Below are 19,030 nucleotides of genomic sequence, written 5' to 3'. Positions count from 1 at the left end.
CGGGTTCGGCCGCCGCGGTCGCCGGTTTCTCAGTGGGCGTGGTGGTACTGGTGCACCACCGCGTGCCCCTTGCCCCGGCTGATCATCCACCGGTTGACGGGCGTGGTCAGCAGGAACGCCACGACCAGCGACCCGGCCAGGGACGCCCAAAACAGCACGCTGGTCAGCCCGGCGTTCATCGCCCCGGGCACCGCGACGATGAACGCGTTGTCCAGCAGCTCCATGATCGCAATCGACACGGTGTCGGCGGCCAGGGCCACCTTCAGCGCGGTGCGGACGTTGACACCGGCTCGCAACACGCCGCGCATGGTCAGCCCGTAGCCGAACACGAAGGCCAGGGCGATCGACAGCACCACGGTGGCGGCGTTGTGCAGCCCGGCCGTGGTGCCGATGACCATGCCCAGGACCTCACCGATGGCGCACCCGGTCAGGCAATGCAGCGTCGCCGACGCCGCGACCGCCCAGCTCTCCACCACCCGCATCTGCTGCCGGTCGGCGTCCGGGCTGTGCTGGTTGTGGCCCTCGTGCCCATGCCCGGCGTGGCCGGCCGAGCCCGGTGCCGCAGTCGCCGTGGGGCTCTGAACGTGGCTGCTGTGATCCATGTCCGACCTCCTTCACTCGCCCACACCGTACCCCCCGGGGGTATGTATGCCAAGGGTTGAGGGGCAGCGTGCCCCCGCGCTGCCTGTCGCACTGACCCGCCGCGACGACGACGGACCCGCAGGCGGCCGATCCTGCCGGTGCGGCTGAGCGGAACCGTCACGACCGGGTGGCCGGCGTCTGGAGTTGGGTGCGCTTGTCCCGGATGTGCCGCAGGCTTGATCGAGGGCGGCGGTGGGGACGCGGCGGGGCCGCAGCCCTCGTCGGCAGTCAGGCCTTCAGTCATCGGGAGTGCGTCTTATCTGTCGACGGCGCGGCCACGTGGTACGACTGCTTCAAGAACAAGCCGACAAAGCAGGCGGGCCGGTGACGACGAACAGAGTGGCCAATCTGCTGCGTGGGCGGGAGAGTCCGCAACGGCCGACCTTCCTGGAACTGTTCTTCGATCTCGTGTACGTCTTCGCGCTCACCCGGATCGTGCACGAGTTGGTGCTGGACTACACCAGGGGTCACGTCGCCGAGACGTTGACCACTACCCTTTCGGAAAACGGCGAGACTCTGCTGCTGCTATTGGCCGTCTGGTGGATCTGGACCCAGACGGCGTGGATGACCAGCAGATTCGACCCGTTCCGGCCGGAGATCCAGTTCCTTGTCCTCGCGACGATGTTCGGGAGTCTGCTCCTGGCGGTCGCGATATCCGGGGCTCTCGCCGAGACCGGAATTCTCTTCGCGAGCACGTACGTCGCGATCCAGGTGGGCCGCACCCTTTTCTTCGTAGTTACCTTGCGGGGCCACGATCTGCGCCGCGTCAACATGCTGGCGCTCGTCTGGTTCGGCGCGTCGGCCGTGCCGTGGCTCATCGGAGCCTTCGAACCCGAGTTGACGCGCAATTCGCTGTGGGCGCTGGCCCTGGCGATCGACTACCTGGGGGGCAGACTCGGCTGGCCGGTACCGGGGCTGGGCCGCTCGCGGGTTTCCCCGTGGGCCGTCGCCGGCGAGCACCTGGCCGAACGCTACTGGCAGCTCGTCATCGTCGCGCTTGGTGAGACGATCCTGACCTCCGGCTCGAGTCTTCTACGTGGTCCGATTGTGCATGAACGAATATTGGCTCTTACCTTGTCGTTCCTCACCACGGTGTTGCTGTGGCGGATCTACTTCTACCGAGCCGGCCAGATCTTGGGCGAGGCCGTCGTGGCATCCGGCGACCCAGGCCGACTCGGTCGGTCGGCCGAGCTCTGTCACCTGCTCATGGTGTCCGGCATCCTCGTGACCTCAGCCGGTTCCGAACTCGTCTTGCTGGATCCATCCGGACACGCCAAACCCGCCTGGGTCGGCGCCATCCTCGGCGGGCCCGCGCTCTACCTCGCCGGGCGTTCACTATTCGAGTACGTGGCCTTCGCCCGCGTGTCCCTTCCGCGGCCGATCGGGATCCTCGCCCTCGTGGCCCTAGCGCCGCTGATGGTCCGTCTGCCGCCACTCAGGGTCGCTGCGGCAGCTGCCGCCGTCCTGCTCGGCGTCGCCGTCGCGGACGCGATCCGAGCCCACGGACGCCCACTGGAGCAGGCCTCGCCGCCACGCTGACCGGGCAGGCCGGGATGCCGATGCTGGTCGGCACCTTCTCAGGTCGGCGAGGGTGGCGACGCGGCGGTCAGTGCCGGCGGACAGCGGGCCGCTGCCGGGGCGAGTGCGGTGACGGCGATCGTGAAAGCCCTGCTGCCGGTGTCCTGCCAGAGGTGCGGGGAGAACGGAGGGAGCGGTCTGGCCGTCACCGCGCCCAGCCCCTGGTCATGGGATGACAATTGCCGGATGGACCAGGTGCTCAACCTGCTGGTGTCGCTGCCACCGGCCCTGGTGCTCGTCTTGGCGTTCCTCCTCCCGGCGCTGGAGGCGTCGACCTTCCTTGGCCTGGTGGTGCCGGGGGAGGTGGCCGTGCTGGTCGGCGGAGTCCTCGCCCACGACGGGAGGCTGCCGCTGTGGGCGGTGGTGGTTGTGGCGCTGGCCGGGGCGGCCCTCGGCGACCAGGTGGGTTATCTGATTGGCCGCCGTTACGGCCGGCGGCTGCTGGACCGAACGCCGCGCCGGTTCGTTCGATCTGGTGAGCTGCGTCGTGCGCTCGACCTGATCCGTCGGCGGGGCGCCGGCGCAGTGGTGCTCGGCCGTTGGGCGGCCGCGCTGCGGGCGCTGGTGCCGGGTCTGGCGGGCATGAGCGGCATACCGCAGCGCACGTTCACACTGGCCAACGTTGCCGGCGGGGCGCTGTGGGCAGCGGCGGTGGCCGCGCTGGGTTACCTGGCTGGCGCCTCGTACGGACTGCTGGAGCGGCGACTTGGCCTGGGCGGGGAGGTGCTGCTCGCGGTTGTGGCGCTGGTGATCGCAGCACGGATCTGGGCTGGCCGGCGGGCTGCGCGCCGCGAGCGAGCCGTGCAGGAACCGACGAGGCCCAGTGACGGCCGACATCCTGGCGCTCCCGGGGAACCTCGACGCCGCCGACGTCTGCGCGGCTGAACTACTCGCCGCCGGCGGACTCGCAGCGGAGCAACGGTGGGACTTCCGTCGGGAGGGCGTCGATAACAGACGCGTTCAGGCCGTCCACATCAAGCGTTCGCAGCGGTGGCACAGCATCGACCGCGGGGTGCTCGTCAACCCCGGGTCAGTTCCAGGGATCGGCGTTCGGATCCTCGCCGAGCAGTTGCGCGCTCTCCAGGCACAGGTTCTCGCCGAACAGTTGGTTGCCGCGGGAGTCGGTGCCCCATGCGTCGTCGGCGGAGGCAGCGATGGCGCGCCATGTGTAGCCGTCAGCCGACCTGGCCGGCCTGGTAGTGCCCGGACCCTGACCTGGCCTTCGCGTCACCGACCTGTCGTTCGCGCCAGCGGTGATCAGCGGACCCGGGACGGATCGGTCGTCCGGGTACGCAGCCACGCGTCGAAGTCGCGGGCCACGATGCGTTCGTCGGTGACACCGTCGGCGGCCGGCGAGCACAGCCAGCGGATCGGCGCGGCCATGACGGCGGGATCAAGCATCTGCTCGCGAACCGCCTGGGGCATCCCGTCCGGGATCATGCCGGTACGGGTGGCCCCGCCGGGCAGGAGTACGTTGACCCATACCGAGTGCTCGCGCAGATCAGCGGCCATGATGCGGGACAGCGCCTCGGACCCCGCTCGTGACGGGCCGTAGGGCACGAAACCTCTACGGATCATGGTCTCCTCGTTGAGCGAGATGTTCACGATGCGTCCGCCGCCGGCGGTGAAGAAGGTCGGTACGACCGCGCGGGCGACCAGGAAGTAGCCGGTGAGGTTCGTGTCGATCACGTCCCGGAAACCGTCGGGCGTGACCTCCCAGAAGCCCCGAGGTTCGGTGAAGAACTCCGGGTTCACGGTTCGCATGCCGATCCCCGCGTTGTTGACCAGCACATCGAGTCCGCCCAGGAGGTCGACCGTCCGGCGGACACCGTCGGCCACCGAGCGCTCATCCCGGACGTCCATGGCGACGCCACCGACCCGCCCGCGCTCGGCGTCGATCTGCTCGGCGACCTGGGCGGTGCGGCCCTCATCGCGGCTGGTGATGACCACCCGCGCGCCGCCGTCGGCCAGCGCCTCGGCCATCGAGCGGCCAAGGCCGTTGGTCGCCCCCGTGACCAGGACCCGTACCCCGGAAAGGGACTCGTCGGTTCTCACGTCACGCACGGTCATGAACCAATCATTCCTCATTCGTGCGCGTGCCGTGCGGAGCAGGCTGACCGGCCCGGGCTGCTGGACGCGGCCGTTCCGTCCCGCGTTTGGCGGCCGGAGGCGCGGGAACACCTCGCCGATCGGGCCCAGGCGACCCGCCACGTCTGTCGTCCGGCAGCGCTGGTGATGCCGGCGAGACCCGAGAGGAGCGAGGATGAGCCCACGCAGGACAACCGTCCCGGCACGCAGATCACCCGGAGCCACCAAGGCCACCGGGGCGACGAAGATGCCGCCGAGCCGGAAGGTGGCGGCCAAGAAGGTCGCCGCTGCCACGAAGCGGGCCACCGGCGCGAGCGCAGCCAAGACGCCCGGCGAGAAGCCCACGCCGACCACGCCCCGCGTCGCCCGGAAGAAGGACGTTTCCGCCACCACGGCCTCGCCCAGCCGCAGGCCGACGGCGAAGGCGGCCGCCGCCAAGAACGCACCACCAAAGAAGGCGCCCTCAGCGAGGGCCGCGGCGAAGAAGGCGCCGGCGAAGAAGGCCGCGCCGACCCGGGCCCGCACCACGTCCGCCACCAGGGCACCGGCCAAGAAGGCGACCACCATGGAGTCGTTCGGCAACCGGCGTACGGCGCGAAAGACCTGAACTTCGACGCCTACCCGATGTGTCGCACCGGCTCGATGACCGTCGGGGAGGCGTCGCCGCAGGCGTGCGCCTCACCATGCGGCCCTGCCCGCCCACGCCGTTCGGGAACCCCCCCCGGTCCGCACGCGTACCGCCGGGTCAACGACCGGCGTCACGGGCACGGTCTCCTCGCAGAATGCCCTGGCCAGTGGAACTCCGCGCGTGTTGCAAACGCCCCTGCGGGGTTCGCCCCTTATGAAAGAGTTTGCTCTGAAGGTTGCCGATTATCGACGGCACCCGCACGAGCAGATCAAGTGACAGGGGCGGACATGAGGTGGCTGATCGGTGGTGCGGCCGCGATTGCCGGGGGGATGGTTGTCCGGCGCCTGCTCGGTGGGGCTGGCCGGGGCAATGACCAGTGGCAACGGGTTCAGGCCCGGCGGCGCGGGGCGCGGTGGCACGTGGCGACGGTGAACCGACCGGCGGGTGACGTCGCCCCGGGCGGCCAGTTCCCCGAGCCGCTGGCCGGGCTTGGCGACGCCGTCGAGGTCCAGGTCCGGCCTGCCCCCGGCGGCCGGGGGACCGAGATCGCCGTACGGCTGCGCGACGGCGCCCGACTCCCTGTTGCCGCCGCGGCCCGACGGGTCACCGGCCGGGATCCTGAACAGGCGATCCGGGCTGCGCTGCGCGAGTCGAAGCAACTGATCGAAACCAGTGAGGTCCTGCATCCGGACTATCCGCCCACGACCGAGCCGACGCCGATGAACAAGCCACTGCGAATGGCCACCCAGCAGGGTCGGCGGGAGGGACGACAGTGAAGGCGCTGGTCTGGGAGGGAGCCAACGAGCTCGCGGTGCGGCAGGTGCCGGACCCGCAGATGCGTAACGAGCAGGACGTCATTGTGCGGGTCCGGCGGACTGTGACGTGTGGTTCGGACCTGCACCTGCTCGGCGGGTACATCCCGTTCATGGAACGCGGCGATGTCCTCGGGCACGAGTTCCTCGGCGAGGTCGTCGAGGTCGGTTCGCAGGTACGCAAGCACAAGGTAGGCGACCGGGTCGTCGTCTGCTCGTTCGTCTCCTGCGGCAAGTGCTGGTACTGCCAGCAACAACAGTTCTCGCTGTGCGACAACGGAAACACCAACCCGATGATCACCGAGAACGTCTGGGGCGCCGCGCCCGGAGGCTGCTACGGCTACTCGCACGCACTGGGGGGCTTCGCCGGCAGCCACGCCGAGTTCATCCGCGTCCCCTACGCCGACCAGGGCGCCTTCACCGTCCCGGACGAGGTGAGCGACGAGCGCGCGCTCTTCGCTTCCGACTCCGCGCCGACCGGTTGGATGGGCGCCGACCTCGCCGGCGTCAAACCGGGCGATGTCGTGGCGGTCTGGGGTGCTGGTGCGGTCGGGCAGATGGCGGCTCGGGCGTCCGTGCTGCTCGGTGCCGATCGGGTGATCGTGATCGACCGACTCGACAACCGGCTCCAGATGGCCCAGACACATCTCGGCGTCGAGACGCTGAACTACGAGCAGCAGGACGTCAGCGGCGAATTGCTGGAGCGCAGTGGCGGCCGAGGCCCGGACGTGTGCATCGAGGCAGTGGGTATGGAGTCGCACAGCAGCGGTCCGCAGTTCTGGTACGACCAGGTCAAGCAGCAGCTGCGCATCGAGTCCGACCGACCGATCGCCGCCCGGGAGGCGATCTACAACTGCCGCAAGGGCGGCAGCGTGTTCATCCTGGGTGTGTTCGGCGGCCTGGTCGACAAGTTTCCGCTCGGGGCGGTGATGAACAAGGGGCTGACGCTGCGCGGCGCACAGCAGCACGGACAGCGCTACATTCCCATGCTGCTGGAGCGGATGGCCCGCGGCGAGCTGGTCACGGAGCATCTCGCGACACACACGATGCCGTTGGACCAAGCGCCGCGCGGCTACGAGATGTTCAAACAGAAACTCGACGGATGCGTACGGGCCGTCTTCCAGCCGACCAGCTGATTCCGCCGTCGCCGGTGCCCCTCGCACCGTAGCGCGACCTCACTTACTGGATGGCCCTCAGCGCCGTCGCGGCAGCTCCCGTGCCGCTGACGTGGTGGTGGAGCCAGGCCGTCGAGGGGAGCGCCCCCGACCACGCGTCGTCGTGTGAAAGGCCCGCCACTGCCTCTGTTCGGAGTCAGGACGTGACGTGTCGGATCCGGTCCCCGGTCCAGGCCGCTTCGAGGATCGCGGTCAGGCTGGCGGTGTCGGTCGGGCCTGGATGGTTCTGGATCAGGCGGGTGACGCCACTGGCCATCTCCGCGAAGCGCGGGAGGTCGGCGCGTGCCACGCCGATGTCCGCCAGGGTGGCAGGGATGCCGATGTCGGCAAGGAGCCCGTCGAGCCAGGTGAGGAACATATCTGCGGCCTCGGTATCCGAGGCGTCGGTCACGTCGAGCCCGCACACACCGGCGAGGATGGCCAACCGGTCGCTGATGGCCTCCCTGGCCGCGTCCAGCGCGTAGGGCAGCAGCAGCCCGACGCCCAGGCCGTGCGGCGTGTGCGTGGCTGCGCCGATGGGGTACTGGAGAGCGTGCGGGGCCGCGTTGCCCGCGTGGGAGAACGCCAGCCCGGCGAGCATGGACCCATAGGACATGTCCGCCCGCGCGTCCGTGTCGCCTCCGTCCCTGACCGCACGACGCAAGCTACGGGCGATCCGCTCGGCGGCCAGGAGCGCGTAATGGTCGGTGATCGGGTTGCGGCCGAGGAAGACCTGCTCCACCGGGTCGCGCGGTCCGTGGGCCCGCCCTCGCGCGGTGTAGCTCTCCACCGCGTGACAGAACGCGTCGATGCCGGAGTGGGCGGTGACGGTCGCAGGGCACGTGTAGGTGAGTTCGGGGTCGACGATGGCGAAGTCGGGCACGATGTGGACGCTGGAGACCCCCACCTTCAGCTCGCGGTCCGGGTCGGTCAACACCGAGACGGGTGTGAGCTCGGAGCCGGTGCCGGACGTCGTCGGGACCGCGACGAGAGGAATCGTGGGCCCCGGCACCTTCGACTCGCCGTAGAAGTCGCGCGGCGTCCCGCCGTGGCGGCGGATGACGCCGACGATCTTGGCGAGGTCGATCACCGTGCCACCCCCGATGGCGAGGATCACGTCGGCGTCCACCTCGGCGGCGACCGAGACGGCCAGGGCGACATCGGCGAGTGGCACGTCTGACGTCGCGTCGGAGAACACCCCGACGACCTCGACCCTCTCCCGCACGGCGGCCACGATCTCGGCCACGCCCGGCTGCCCGAGAAGGACCTGGTCGGTCACGATGAGGACTCGCGAGCCACTCTCGGCCACCACTCGTGGGATGTTCTGCGCGACCCCTTCGCCCACTATCAGCTGGCGTGGTCCGCGGACGGTCTCAAGCATGTCAGTGCCTCTCTCGAACGTCGGCGGCGATGTGCGGGGCGGAAGCTCGGGGCGGCAGGCCGGTCACGGTAGGTCGATCGCCGCGTAGGTGAGGTCGAGGTACTCGAGGATGCCCTCGTGCGACCCCTCCTTGCCGATCCCGGACTGCTTCACGCCTCCGAACGGAGCTGACGGGTCCGAGATCAGGCCACGGTTGATGCCGACCATTCCCGTGTCCAGCCCTTCGGCGAACCGGAGCGCCCGCTGGAGGTCACGGGTGAAGACGTATCCGACCAGGCCGTGCTCGGTGTCGTTGGCCTTCGCCAGCACCTCGTCGTCGGACGTGAACGAGATGATCGGCGCCACCGGGCCGAAGATCTCCGTCTTCAGCATCCGCGCGTCGTCGGGCACGTCGACGAGGACCGTGGGCGGGTAGAAGTGGCCCGGCCCATCCGGACGCTCGCCGCCCACCACGATCCGGGCGCCGCGATCGACCGCGTCGGCGACGAGCTCGTCGATCCTGGTGACCGAAGCCTCGTCGATCAACGCCCCGACGTTCACGCCGTCGTCGAGACCATGGCCCACCGAAAGCGCGCCCATCCGCTCGGCGAAGCGCGCCGTGAACTCCTCGCGCACCGGCTCCTCGACGTAGATCCGGTTGGCCGCGATGCAGGACTCCCCGATGTTGCGCATCTTGGCGACCATGGCACCGTCGAGCGCGACGTCCAGGTCAGCGTCGGCACACACGATCAGGGCCGCGTTGCCGCCCAGTTCCATGGACGTACGCAGCACGTTGTCCGCAGCCTGTCGGAGCAGCACGCGCCCGACCTCGGTCGACCCGGTGAACGACAGCTTGCGGGTCCGACTGTCGGCCAGCAGTGCGGAGACCACCTCGCCGGAACGCTTGGTGGTCAGCACGTTGACAACGCCCGGGGGTACGCCGACCTCCTCCATGATGCGGGCCAGGAACAGCATGGTGAGTGGCGTCTGGGCTGCTGGCTTGGTGATCGTCGTGCAGCCCGCGGCCAGCGCGGGAGCGATCTTGCGGGCGCCCATGGCCAGCGGAAAGTTCCAGGGCGTCACGAAGACGCACGGTCCGACCGGCTTCGGCACGGTGAGGATGCGATACCCACCTGCGGGAGCGGTGCTGTAGCGCCCCTCGACGCGCACCGCCTCCTCGGCGAACCAACGGAAGAACTCGGCGCCGTAGGCCACCTCCGCCCGAGCCTCGACGAGCGGCTTGCCCATCTCGAGCGTTATCAGCCGGGCGACCTCCTCGGATCGCTCGATCAGCGCCCGGTACGTCGCGCTCAACAACTCCGACCGTTTCCGCGGCGGGGTCGCCGCCCACTCCGTCATTGCCGTGCTCGCCGCGTCCAGAGCGGCGAGCCCGTCAACGACGTCCGCGTCCGCCACCTCGGCGATGGCCTTGCCGGTGGCCGGGTCCTCGACGGCAAAGGTGGCTCCGCTCGCGGCGTCGCGCCAGGCGCCGCCGATCCGGAGCCGCCGGTGCTCGGGGGCCAGGACGTTCATCGGGTCACTCATTGCGTCGCCTCCTGTGATCCTCGTGGTGATGTCCGGCGTGCCCCAGCGAGTGCGCTGCGCGCGTGGACGGACGGGTCACCCGCCCTGGTCCGGGGCGAGGTTGCCGAGCGGGTCGAAGGTGGCCGTGGCCCCGTCTGCCGGCGCGGTTACCGCCCAGCCTCGGACAACGACAGCCCGGTGTCCGCGTCGAACAGGTGCGCACGGTCCAGGTCGACCGTGACGTGCAGCCGCTCGCCGGGCGTACCGGTGACGGTGGGTCGTGCCTTGACCTTGAGGATCTCCGTCCCCACTCGGACGTCGACCACCGTGCGGTCACCGAGCGGCTCAAGCCCGTAGAGCTCGCCGGACAACGACGCGTGCCCACGCTGTTCGACGGACAGGTCCTCCGCGCGCAGGCCCAGCAGCAGCGCCCGGCCGTCCTCAGCCGTGGTCCAGCGGGGCCGCGGCAGCGTCCAGCCGTCCGCACCGACCAGACGATCTCCCTCGGCGCGGCAGGCGAGCAGGCTGATCGGTGGGCTCCCCACGAATCCTGCGACCCACTGGTTGGCGGGACGCTCGTACACCTCGGTCGGCGTTCCGACCTGTTGCACCTTCCCCTCCTTGAGGACCGCTACCCGGTCGGCCATGGACAGGGCCTCGACCTGGTCGTTGGTCACGTAGACGAAGGTTGCTCCGAGGCTCCGGTGGATGCGGGTGAGCTCGGTGCGCATCTCGACGCGGAGCTTGAGGTCGAGGTTCGTCAGCGGCTCGTCCATCAGGAACGCGCGGGGGCGACGCACCAGCGCCCGGGCCAGGGCGACCCGCTGCATCTCACCGCCCGACAACTGCGCGGGTCGACGTTGCAGCAGACGTTCGATGTGCAGCAGGCTCGACATCTGCTCGACGGCCGCGGCGATCTCGCTCGCGGAACTACGGCGTGCCCGCAGCGGCGAGGCGATGTTCTCGTACACCGTGTGTCGCGGGTAGAGGGCGTAGTTCTGGAAGACCATGGCCAGGTCGCGTGCGGCCGGGGTGTCACCTGTCGCGTCCCTACCGTCCAGGCGCACCAACCCGGCGTCAAGCTTCTCCAGCCCGGCGATCGCCCGCAGGGTCGTCGTCTTGCCTGCCCCGGAGGGCCCGAGCACGACGAAGAACGAGCCGTCCGGCACGTCCAGCGTCACCCCGTCCAGGGCCTGGACCTTGCCGAAGGACTTGCGCAGCCCGTGCGCTGCCACGGTTCCCATCAGGCCACCAGCTCTTCCGTGCTCACGTCGTAGACCGCCGGGGTCCCGCCGGTGTGCCGCAGCCCGACCTTTGCGTCAGCGGCGAAACGAACAGTCGGTGGCATCCGAACCCGTACGTCGCGCTGGCCGCTGTGGTCGACCACGTAGATGATTTCGTCGCCCAGCCACTCCGCCGAGACCACCCGGGCCGGGATCGAGCCTTCCGCCAGTGGTTCGGTGACTTCCAGCGCCTCCGGCCGGACGCCCGCCACCAGGCGACGGTCACGCGGCAGGCCTGGCGGTGGCGTGAGAACCAGTCCGCCCTGACCGCGCAGCTTTCCGTCGGCCACCTCCACCTCAATCAGATTCATCGGGGGAGAGCCGATGAATGCCGCGCAGAAGAGACTCGCGGGACGGTCGTAGACCTCCAGCGGCGTGCCGATCTGCTCGACGCGGCCCTTGTTGAGGATGGCGATTCGGTGACCGAGCGACATCGCCTCGACCTGGTCGTGGGTGACGTAGACCATCGTCGCCCCCAGCTCGCCCTGCAGGTGCTTGATCTCCGTGCGCATGTCCGCCCTCAGCTCGGCGTCCAGATTGGTGAGAGGTTCGTCCATGAGGAACGCGCGCGGTCGTCGTACCAGGGCACGAGCGAGCGCAACGCGCTGCTGCTCTCCGCCGGACAGCTGGCGCGGTCGCCGGTCCAGGAGTGGACCGAGCCGCATCAGCCGGGCGGCCTCCTCGACCCGCTTGTGCACCTCCGGCTTGGGCAGTCCCTCGGCCCGCAGTGGGAACGCCAGGTTGTCGCGGGTCTTCAGATGCGGGTAGAGAGCGTAGAACTGGAACACCATGGCGATGTCGCGCTCGGCGGGCGGCAGGTCGTTGACAAGCGTGTCGCCGATGCGGATGTCGCCCGTCGTCTGCCTCTCCAGGCCGGCTATGGCCCGCAGCGTGGTCGTCTTGCCGCAACCCGAAGGGCCGAGCATCACGAACAGCTCACCGTCGCGGATGGACAGGTCCACGTGGTCAACCGCGACCGTCCCGTCCGGGTAGCGCTTGTGCAGGGCGGTCACCTCGATGTCGGCCATCAGCGTCGCACCGCCCCGAGCGTCACACCGGCGATGAGGTGCTTGCGCACCAGGTAGGCGAAGACGAGCACCGGTAGGGCGAACACCACGGAGGCCGCGGCCACGAGACCCCAGTCCGTGGTGGTGCCACCGATGAGGCCGGCGATGGCGGGCGGAGCCGTCCGCACGTCGTCGCTGGAGGTGAGGAAGATGGCGAACACGAACTCGTTCCACGAGAAGATGAGTGCGAAGACCGCCGTCGCGGCGATGCCGGGCACGAGCAGGGGAAGGGTGAATTTCCAGAACGCCTGCAGACGGGTGTAGCCGTCGAGCATGGCGGCGTCCTCGTACTCCGCGGGCACCTCGTCGACGAATCCCTTCATCATCCAGATCGTGAACGGGACGTTGAACGCGGCGTAGATGAGGATCAGCCCGAGCTTGCTGTCGATGAGTCCGACCTGGCGGTACATCAGGAAGATCGGGATCACGACCACCACGGGCGGCATGAAGCGGGTGGACAGGATGAAGAACAGTTGGTCCTTCTTGGCCTTCACCGCGAAGCGTGAGTACGCCCAGGCCGCCGGAACCCCCAGCACGGTGGCCAGCACCGTGGACACCCCGGCGACCACGGCGGAGTTGAGAAACGCGACGGACAGGGCCGAGCGACCGCCGCCGGGAGCGACGAACACGTCCTTGAAATGATCCAACGTGACCGTGAAGCCGAAGAACTCGGCCGGGATGGCGTAGACGTCCCGGTTCTCCTTGATGGACGTCTCGATCATCCACAGCACCGGAAAGAGCATCACGACGGCCAGCACCACCAGCAGCGCCAACTCCACCCCGGAGCGGCCCCGGCCACCAAGGCGGCGCGCGGGGGGCGTGCGATCCCGGGCAGGACCTGTGGACACGGCCTCGTCGACGGAGACGGCCATCAGCCCTCCTTGAGCTTGTTCAAATAACGCAGGTACAACTGCGTGAGGACGATGACGACGAGGACCATGAGGATCCCGTACGCCGAGGCTGTCCCGGTGTTGAAGCCCAGGAACGCGACCTTGTAGACGTGGAACGACAACGTCTCGGTCGAGACACCCGGGCCTCCGTTGGTGAGGATGTAGACGAGGTCGAAAAGCCGGAAGGCCTCGATGGCCCGGAACATCACGGCAATGAGGAGCAGCGGCCACACCAGCGGAAGAGTGATGGTGCGGAACCGGAACCACTCGGACGCCCGGTCGATCGAGGCGGCCTCGTACAGGTACTTGGGAACCGCGGTCAGGCCCGCAAGGGCGATGAGCATGATGAACGGCGTCCACTGCCAGGTGTCGACCACGACCAGCGAGATCAGTGCCGTTCGCTGCCGGGTGAGCCACTCCACCTGCCCCAGGCCGAGCGAGCCGAGCATGCTGTTGATCACGCCGAATTGCGCGTCGAGCATGAATCGCCAGAACAGCCCGACCACGACCGGCGACAGCATCATCGGAACCAGGAACAGGGTGGTCAGCACTCCTCGCCCGTGCGTACGCCGCGAGATCAGGTAGGCGATGCCGAAGCCGAGCACGGTCTGCAGGCCGACCGCGCCGACCACGTAGATCAACGTCGTCAAGGCCCTCTGGTGGACCTGCGCCGACGTCAGGATGGCGGTGTAGTTCCCGAATCCGACGAACCCGGCGGGCCCCCCGCGGGTGGCCGAGTAGTCGGTGAACGACAGGTACAACGCCCACAGCAACGGGAACACCGACATGGCGAGCAACAGCAGCAGCGCGGGGGAGATGAAGGCCACGGCGAGCCCGCGGTCGGTCAGCCGGCGGGACCGACCCGGTGCAGGTGGCGCCGCGGACGCCACCTGCCCGGGGTTGTCGGTCGACAGGGGGACGGGCGCACTCACAGTCCGCCGCCGCCCTTGCGGCCGCTGGAGTCGAGCACGCCCTGCTGCTCCTTGGCGATGTCGTCGAGCGCATCCTTCGGCTTCTTCGCGCCGTTGAGAGCCGCGTTCACGTTGGTGTTCTCGATGTCGACGAGGCGCGCGTACTCGGGCACGTTCCACATGTCCCGCATCCGCGGAACCGAGTCGGTGTAGACCTGGTTGAACGGCCCGGCATTGAGGAACTCGGGCGACTCCAGGGCATCCGTACGCGACGGCACGCCACCGGCCGCGGCCCACTTCTTCTGAATGTCAGGCCGCTCGAACCACTTCATGAAGTTCAGGGCTTCGGCCTGGTTCGCCTTGGCGGAGTAGGCCGACACGTGCATCCCCATACCGCCGAGGGGGACCAGGTTCGTCTTCTGGCTCGGCAGGGTGGCGAAGCCCAGCTTGTCGAGAATCTGCTCCCGCGTCTTGCCGAGCGTCGACTGCTTCGGATCGAGCAGGCCGCCGCTCGCGGCGATCCAGTTGAACGCGATGCACGCCTTGCCCTGGGCGACCGCCGCGTTCACCTCGTCGATGAACCAGTTGCCGGAGCCCTTGGCGGTCAGCGGCTTCATCTTGTTGACCAGGACGTCCATCGCCTCCTGGCCCGCCGCGTCGTTGAGGACGCCCTCGATCTTGCGGGTCTTGGCGTCCCAGAGGTTGCCGCCGTAGACCCCGTTGACCGTGTTGTAGGTGACGGCTGCGGCGTCGGAGCCGTTGGCCTGGTGGAAAGCCAGCCCGCTGACGCCGGGGTTGTCCGCCTGGCACTTCTCGGCAGCTGCGATCATCTGGTCCCAGGTCTGCGGCGGCTTGTCGCCGATCAGGTCCTTGCGGTAGATCATCGTCCAGGTGTCGCCGAGCAGCGGCAGTCCGTACAGGCTGGCGTTCTCGTCGCGCTTGCCGGTCTCCGCCTGGGGGAACTGGCCGTAGGCCGCCAGCAGGTACGGGTTGTAGGCCGTGACGTCGATGTTGTTCTTGACGAAGTCGGTGATGTCGAGGATGTTGCCGTTCGTCACGGCCTCGCCGATGTGTTGCGAGTCCAGGATCGCGATGTCGAAGTCGGTCTTGTGCGCGGCGAACTGGGTGAACATCGCGTCGTGCCAGTTCGCGTTCGGCACGGTGTTGACCTTGATGGTCGCGTTCGGCCGCTCTTTTGTGTACTCGGCATTCGCGAAGGCTTCCAGTGCCTTGGCGGGGGGCCAGTCGAACCAGATGAAGCTGAGAGTCAGCGGGTCCTTGGTGAGCTCCGGGATGGTCGCCGGTGCCTTGGGGGCACTCGCCTTCCCGCCGTCGTCCTTGCCGTCGCCGCATGCCGTCACTGTCGTGGCGACCAGCAGCATGGCCGCCGCCGCCAGCTGCACCTTTCGGCCAGGAACGGATATTCGTCCTATTCGCCGTGGATTCCGCATCTTCTCGCCTGCTTTCTGGGTGGGGACTTCTAGAGCCTCGCTATGTGCTTCGCCGAGCAGTTGCTGGGTTGTTCAGGTGTGTTGCCGGGCTGTCGCGGGGGCCGACCCGGGGACCGGCGTCACGAGTACGCCGCGATGTACTGGGCCTTCACGCCGTCGAGCAGCCCTCCAGGTGATCGACGTGGCCATGGCGGGCGGTTCCGCGATGGTGGCGGATGAAGATCATCCGTCGCGTTTCCTATACGATCTGGTTGGGGGCGTCAGAATGCCGCAGCGTTGTGACTGGTGTCAACAGGTTCCCGAAGGCGCAAGAAAGGACCTCAGGTCACGATGGACGACGAAGCGATGATCGCGCGGGGCCGCAGGGCCATGCCGGGTGGAATGCCGCCGGGAAGATCTCGTGGCCGGCTTGCCGACGAGGTGTACGACACGCTGCTCGGACAGCTGATGTCGCTACGGATCGAGCCCGGCTCCCGCGTCACGATCGACGTCCTGGCGCGAGAGTTGGGGGTCTCGCAGACGCCGATCCGAGACGCCCTGAACCGCATGGAGGCCGAGGGTCTGGTCGTGCGGGTGCCCCACGCCGGCTACCGCATTCCTCCCCAGATCACCCGTCACCGATTCGAGGACATGCTCGAGGTTCGCCTGCTCCTCGAGCCGGCGGCGGCGCGCAGATCCGCCGAGCGGGCGTCCTCAGAGCAGGTGGCCGGTCTGCGACGAATGCTGGAGGAGATGGCGGAGCTCGAGGGGGGTAGCGGGCTGCTGGCCTATGGCGCCTTCGGGCTACGCGACGCCGCTTTTCACGATCTCGTCGCCCTGAGCGCGGAGAACCAGGTCATCCGTGAAACGCTCGCTCGCCTGCACAGCCACGTGCACCTCTTCCGGCTGCACCACGATACCCAGGTCACTCACCTGGCGATGGCCGAGCACGAGGACGTGGTGGCCGCGATCGCCGCGCGTGACCCCGACGCCGCCGCCTACGCGATGCGTCGGCACATCCTGCGGTCCGGCGAGCGTTTCCGACGATTGTTCGACGAGGTCAAGGACGAGGACGGAGTGGCGCTGGAGGGTTGACGGGCGGGCTGGGCCGAGGAATGCTGACTCGATCGGATCGGATTGGATCCACCTCACCGCCACCGCCACCAGATGCGAGGAGAAGCAGGTGCCCAGAGCGCTGCTCCTGACCGGCGACGCCGCCGAGGAACTCGACACCATGTATCCCTACTACCGCGTGCAGGAGGGCGGCTGGGACGTCGACGTCTCGTCACGGACGATGCGTGACGTGCAACTGGTCATCCACGAGTTCGACCCCAACTCCGACGCCTACGTGGAGAAGAACGGCCGGAAGCTGCCGGTCGACGTGCCCTGGGCCGAGGTCGACGTCGAGCGCTATGACGCCCTCATCATCCCCGGTGGACGTGCCCCCGAGTGGATCCGGGTCGACGCCGACGTCAGGCGCATCACCGAGCACTTCTTCGCACGCAACCTCCCCATCGCGCTGGTGTGCCACGGCGCGCAGGTGCCAGCCGTGTACGGGCTGCTGAAGGGTCGGAAGACGGCGTGCTTCCCGCCCATCACCGGTGACATGGAGAACGCCGGCGCGACGGTCATCGACGCTCCCGACGTCGTGGACGGCAACCTCGTCTCCTGCCGGGGGTGGCCCGACATGCCGCAATTCGGCCGGGCGATGATGGAGCTCTTCTCGAAGTCCGTCAACTCCGCCTCGGCGTGAACACACCTGGTCTGTCCCGGTGACGGCACTTCGGACCGTCACAGTCGACGGTTCCCCCGTCCACGTCCTGGAGAGCGGCACCGGGCCCGCGGTGCTGATGCTGCACGGCTCCGGACCCGGCACGACCGGGTCCGGTGCCTGGGCGACGACGGCGCAGGCGCTGGGCACGTCCTGGCACCTGGTGGCTCCCGACCAGGCGGGGTTCGGCCGTACACCGGTCCCGGCGGGCTCCACGGGTGGGCTCCGGCTGTGGACGGAGCAGGCTGCGGGCCTGATGGATGCTCTCGGTATCGAGCACTACGCCGTGGTGGGTCACTCCATGGGCGGTGCCGTGGCGCTGGCGTTGGCGGCCGCGCGCCCCCAGCAGGTCACCCGTGTCGTGGCGGTCGCGACGATGGGCGCCCCCGGAGCGCCGCTGTCCGCCGAGCTCGACGCGGTCTGGGCCGCCCCCGCCGGCCCGCTCGGGGCCCGAGACATGCTGAGTCGCCTCGTCCTCGACCAAGCGCTCGTCACGGATGCGGCCGTCGATGCCCGTGCAGCTGCGATGCGAGCGGGGGCGGCCGCATTCGCGTCGTTGTTCCCCCCACCTCGGGCACGATGGGTCGACGATCTCACCCTCTCGGCGCAGACGCTGGCAGCGATCCGCGCGCCCGTGCTGCTCGTTCACGGCGCCGAGGACCGAGTCACCCCGCTCGCGACGGCAGCCCAGCCTCTGCTCGAACACCTGGCCGATGTCCGTCTGCACGTGCTCGGCCGATGCGGGCACGTGCCGGCGATCGAGCACCCGCACGAGTTCAGGCAACTGCTGTCGTGTTTCCTCCGCCGCGACCGAGGTCACTGATTGCTGCGGCAGGTCCGCAGCCCGTGCTCAAACAGATCGCAGTCGCGGAGGAACGCCGAGCCCCCATGACTGTTCGCCCTGCGCATGGAACAGGGTGATGCAGCGTTCGTGGCAGCGCGCGGATTCGGCCAGTTGCCTGGTGGTCATAGCAGCCGGCGGCGGGTCAGGACCCGGAAGGCCAGGTAGCCCGGCGGTACCGGGAGCCAGAACGTCGCGAGGCGGTAGATCAGGGTGCCTGCGACGGCGGCGTCCAGCGGCAGCCCGTAGAGCAGCAGGCCGGAGACGAGCGCGGCCTCGGTGGCGCCGAGGCCGCCGGGGGTGGGCGCGGCGGACGAGACACCCTCACCGACGAGGCAGACCAGGATCACCGGGGGCAGGTGCGCGAGGGGGACCGGGCCGGTGGCGAGCAGCGCGAGGTAGAGACAGAGGCCGTAGGTGAGGGTGAGCGCCATCGACGCGACGGCGAGCCGCCGCAGCCCGTGCTGGTGGCGCAGTTCGCGCAGCGCGGTCACGACCTGGCCGGCCGCCGCGCGTCCGCGGCGCCGGATCCGGGGTACGGCGAGCACGGCGGCGAGGACGAGCAGAACGGCCAGGGCGCCCAGCAGCAGCGGCAACGCCCTGGCCGCGTCGTGGGTGAGGATGCGGGCGGGTTGGCGGGCGAACGGCAGCAGCACCGGCAGGAGCAGCACCACTGAGAACACGCCGGCGGTACGGGAGACGGCCACGGCGGTGCCCGCGGCGGCGGCGACGAGTCCCTTCTGGTGCAGGTACCGCAGGCTGAGGGCGGCGCCGCCGAGGCTGCCGGGTGCCAGCCGGTTGGCGAACGACGCGGCGACCTGCACGAGGGTGGCCTCGCCCAGCGGGACCCGGTTGGCCGCGGCCAACCGGAGCACGAGGCCGCTGAGCAGGTAGGTCAGGGCGGAGCCGAGCAGCGTCGCTGCGACCGCGACCGGGTTGGCGTGCACGATCAGACGCATGGCGGTGCGTATCTCGCCGAGCTGGGGGAGCAGCAGGTGCACAATCAACCCCAGGACCAGCAGCTCCAGGACCGCGCGGCGGCTGATCCGGA

General features: G+C 69.2%; 18 protein-coding genes. 8 read left to right on the top strand and 10 right to left on the bottom strand.

What is annotated here, in order from left to right:
* Positions 1–29 precede the first annotated feature (29 nt).
* On the bottom strand, positions 30–602 hold the full coding sequence (locus AB0J68_RS08635) for a DUF4396 domain-containing protein (RefSeq protein WP_354860264.1): 573 nt from the start codon (positions 600–602) through the stop codon (positions 30–32).
* A 364-nt stretch (positions 603–966) separates the two neighbouring features.
* On the opposite strand from AB0J68_RS08635, the gene AB0J68_RS08630 reads away from it, so the two are divergent.
* Both AB0J68_RS08630 and AB0J68_RS08625 read left to right on the top strand, forming a co-directional pair.
* Positions 967–2,181 (top strand): low temperature requirement protein A, encoded by a 1,215-nt coding sequence (locus AB0J68_RS08630; RefSeq protein WP_363937224.1) that lies wholly within the window; start codon positions 967–969, stop codon positions 2,179–2,181.
* 225 nt (positions 2,182–2,406) lie between these two features.
* Positions 2,407–3,105 (top strand): DedA family protein, encoded by a 699-nt coding sequence (locus tag AB0J68_RS08625; RefSeq protein ID WP_355067938.1) that lies wholly within the window; start codon positions 2,407–2,409, stop codon positions 3,103–3,105.
* A 372-nt stretch (positions 3,106–3,477) separates the two neighbouring features.
* Here the strand turns inward: AB0J68_RS08625 and AB0J68_RS08620 are convergent, their stop codons facing one another.
* Positions 3,478–4,275, bottom strand: a complete 798-nt coding sequence (locus AB0J68_RS08620) for an SDR family oxidoreductase (protein WP_354860275.1) — start codon at positions 4,273–4,275, stop codon at positions 3,478–3,480.
* Between the two features lie 208 nt (positions 4,276–4,483).
* On the opposite strand from AB0J68_RS08620, the gene AB0J68_RS08615 reads away from it, so the two are divergent.
* The 3 genes from AB0J68_RS08615 (at position 4,484) to AB0J68_RS08605 (ending at position 6,884) form a co-directional block, all read left to right on the top strand.
* Positions 4,484–4,915 carry a hypothetical protein gene (locus tag AB0J68_RS08615; RefSeq protein ID WP_354860277.1) on the top strand — a complete coding sequence of 144 codons (432 nt, stop codon included), beginning with the start codon at positions 4,484–4,486 and terminating at the stop codon, positions 4,913–4,915.
* 449 nt (positions 4,916–5,364) lie between these two features.
* Positions 5,365–5,712 carry a hypothetical protein gene (locus AB0J68_RS08610; protein ID WP_354860279.1) on the top strand — a complete coding sequence of 116 codons (348 nt, stop codon included), beginning with the start codon at positions 5,365–5,367 and terminating at the stop codon, positions 5,710–5,712.
* Complete coding sequence (locus AB0J68_RS08605; RefSeq protein WP_354860281.1) at positions 5,709–6,884, top strand: zinc-dependent alcohol dehydrogenase; 1,176 nt, start codon at positions 5,709–5,711, stop codon at positions 6,882–6,884. The genes AB0J68_RS08610 and AB0J68_RS08605 overlap by 4 nt, the downstream gene beginning before the upstream one ends.
* A 175-nt stretch (positions 6,885–7,059) precedes the next feature.
* Here the strand turns inward: AB0J68_RS08605 and AB0J68_RS08600 are convergent, their stop codons facing one another.
* The 7 genes from AB0J68_RS08600 to AB0J68_RS08570 form a co-directional block, all read right to left on the bottom strand.
* Entirely contained in the window at positions 7,060–8,283 is a 1,224-nt protein-coding gene (locus AB0J68_RS08600; protein WP_354860283.1) for an iron-containing alcohol dehydrogenase, read from the bottom strand.
* A 63-nt stretch (positions 8,284–8,346) separates the two neighbouring features.
* Positions 8,347–9,807, bottom strand: a complete 1,461-nt coding sequence (locus tag AB0J68_RS08595; protein WP_363937219.1) for an NAD-dependent succinate-semialdehyde dehydrogenase — start codon at positions 9,805–9,807, stop codon at positions 8,347–8,349.
* Between the two features lie 146 nt (positions 9,808–9,953).
* Complete coding sequence (locus tag AB0J68_RS08590) at positions 9,954–11,030, bottom strand: ABC transporter ATP-binding protein (RefSeq protein ID WP_363937216.1); 1,077 nt, start codon at positions 11,028–11,030, stop codon at positions 9,954–9,956.
* A complete protein-coding gene (locus AB0J68_RS08585; protein WP_354860290.1) occupies positions 11,030–12,097 on the bottom strand; it encodes an ATP-binding cassette domain-containing protein in 1,068 nt (355 codons plus the stop codon). The genes AB0J68_RS08590 and AB0J68_RS08585 overlap by 1 nt, the downstream gene beginning before the upstream one ends.
* Positions 12,097–13,008, bottom strand: coding sequence for a carbohydrate ABC transporter permease (locus tag AB0J68_RS08580; protein WP_363937213.1), 912 nt, complete (start codon positions 13,006–13,008; stop codon positions 12,097–12,099). Before AB0J68_RS08580 ends, AB0J68_RS08585 begins: the two co-directional genes overlap by 1 nt.
* Positions 13,008–13,958, bottom strand: coding sequence for a sugar ABC transporter permease (locus tag AB0J68_RS08575; RefSeq protein WP_363937210.1), 951 nt, complete (start codon positions 13,956–13,958; stop codon positions 13,008–13,010). The genes AB0J68_RS08580 and AB0J68_RS08575 overlap by 1 nt, the downstream gene beginning before the upstream one ends.
* Positions 13,955–15,340, bottom strand: coding sequence for an extracellular solute-binding protein (locus AB0J68_RS08570; RefSeq protein WP_354860299.1), 1,386 nt, complete (start codon positions 15,338–15,340; stop codon positions 13,955–13,957). The genes AB0J68_RS08575 and AB0J68_RS08570 overlap by 4 nt, the downstream gene beginning before the upstream one ends.
* Positions 15,341–15,718: 378 nt before the next feature.
* Here AB0J68_RS08570 and AB0J68_RS08565 point away from each other — a divergent pair, with 378 nt between their 5' ends.
* From AB0J68_RS08565 to AB0J68_RS08555, 3 genes are all read left to right on the top strand, one after another.
* Positions 15,719–16,462: a GntR family transcriptional regulator gene (locus AB0J68_RS08565; protein ID WP_363937206.1), complete on the top strand. Its 744-nt coding sequence runs from the start codon at positions 15,719–15,721 to the stop codon at positions 16,460–16,462.
* 88 nt (positions 16,463–16,550) lie between these two features.
* Entirely contained in the window at positions 16,551–17,120 is a 570-nt protein-coding gene (locus tag AB0J68_RS08560; RefSeq protein WP_222952845.1) for a DJ-1/PfpI family protein, read from the top strand.
* 97 nt (positions 17,121–17,217) lie between these two features.
* Positions 17,218–17,961 carry an alpha/beta hydrolase gene (locus AB0J68_RS08555; protein WP_363937227.1) on the top strand — a complete coding sequence of 248 codons (744 nt, stop codon included), beginning with the start codon at positions 17,218–17,220 and terminating at the stop codon, positions 17,959–17,961.
* Positions 17,962–18,104: 143 nt separating this feature from the next.
* On the opposite strand, the gene AB0J68_RS08550 is transcribed toward AB0J68_RS08555, so the two are convergent.
* Positions 18,105–19,030, bottom strand: a 926-nt coding sequence (locus AB0J68_RS08550) for a YbhN family protein (protein WP_363937203.1), incomplete at its 5' end; no start/stop codon positions are given.

The organism is Micromonospora sp. NPDC049580 (assembly GCF_040675595.1).
Lineage (GTDB): Bacteria > Actinomycetota > Actinomycetes > Mycobacteriales > Micromonosporaceae > Micromonospora.
Note: the sequence above shows the minus strand (reverse complement) of the source record. Positions and strands in the feature narration are given on the sequence as shown.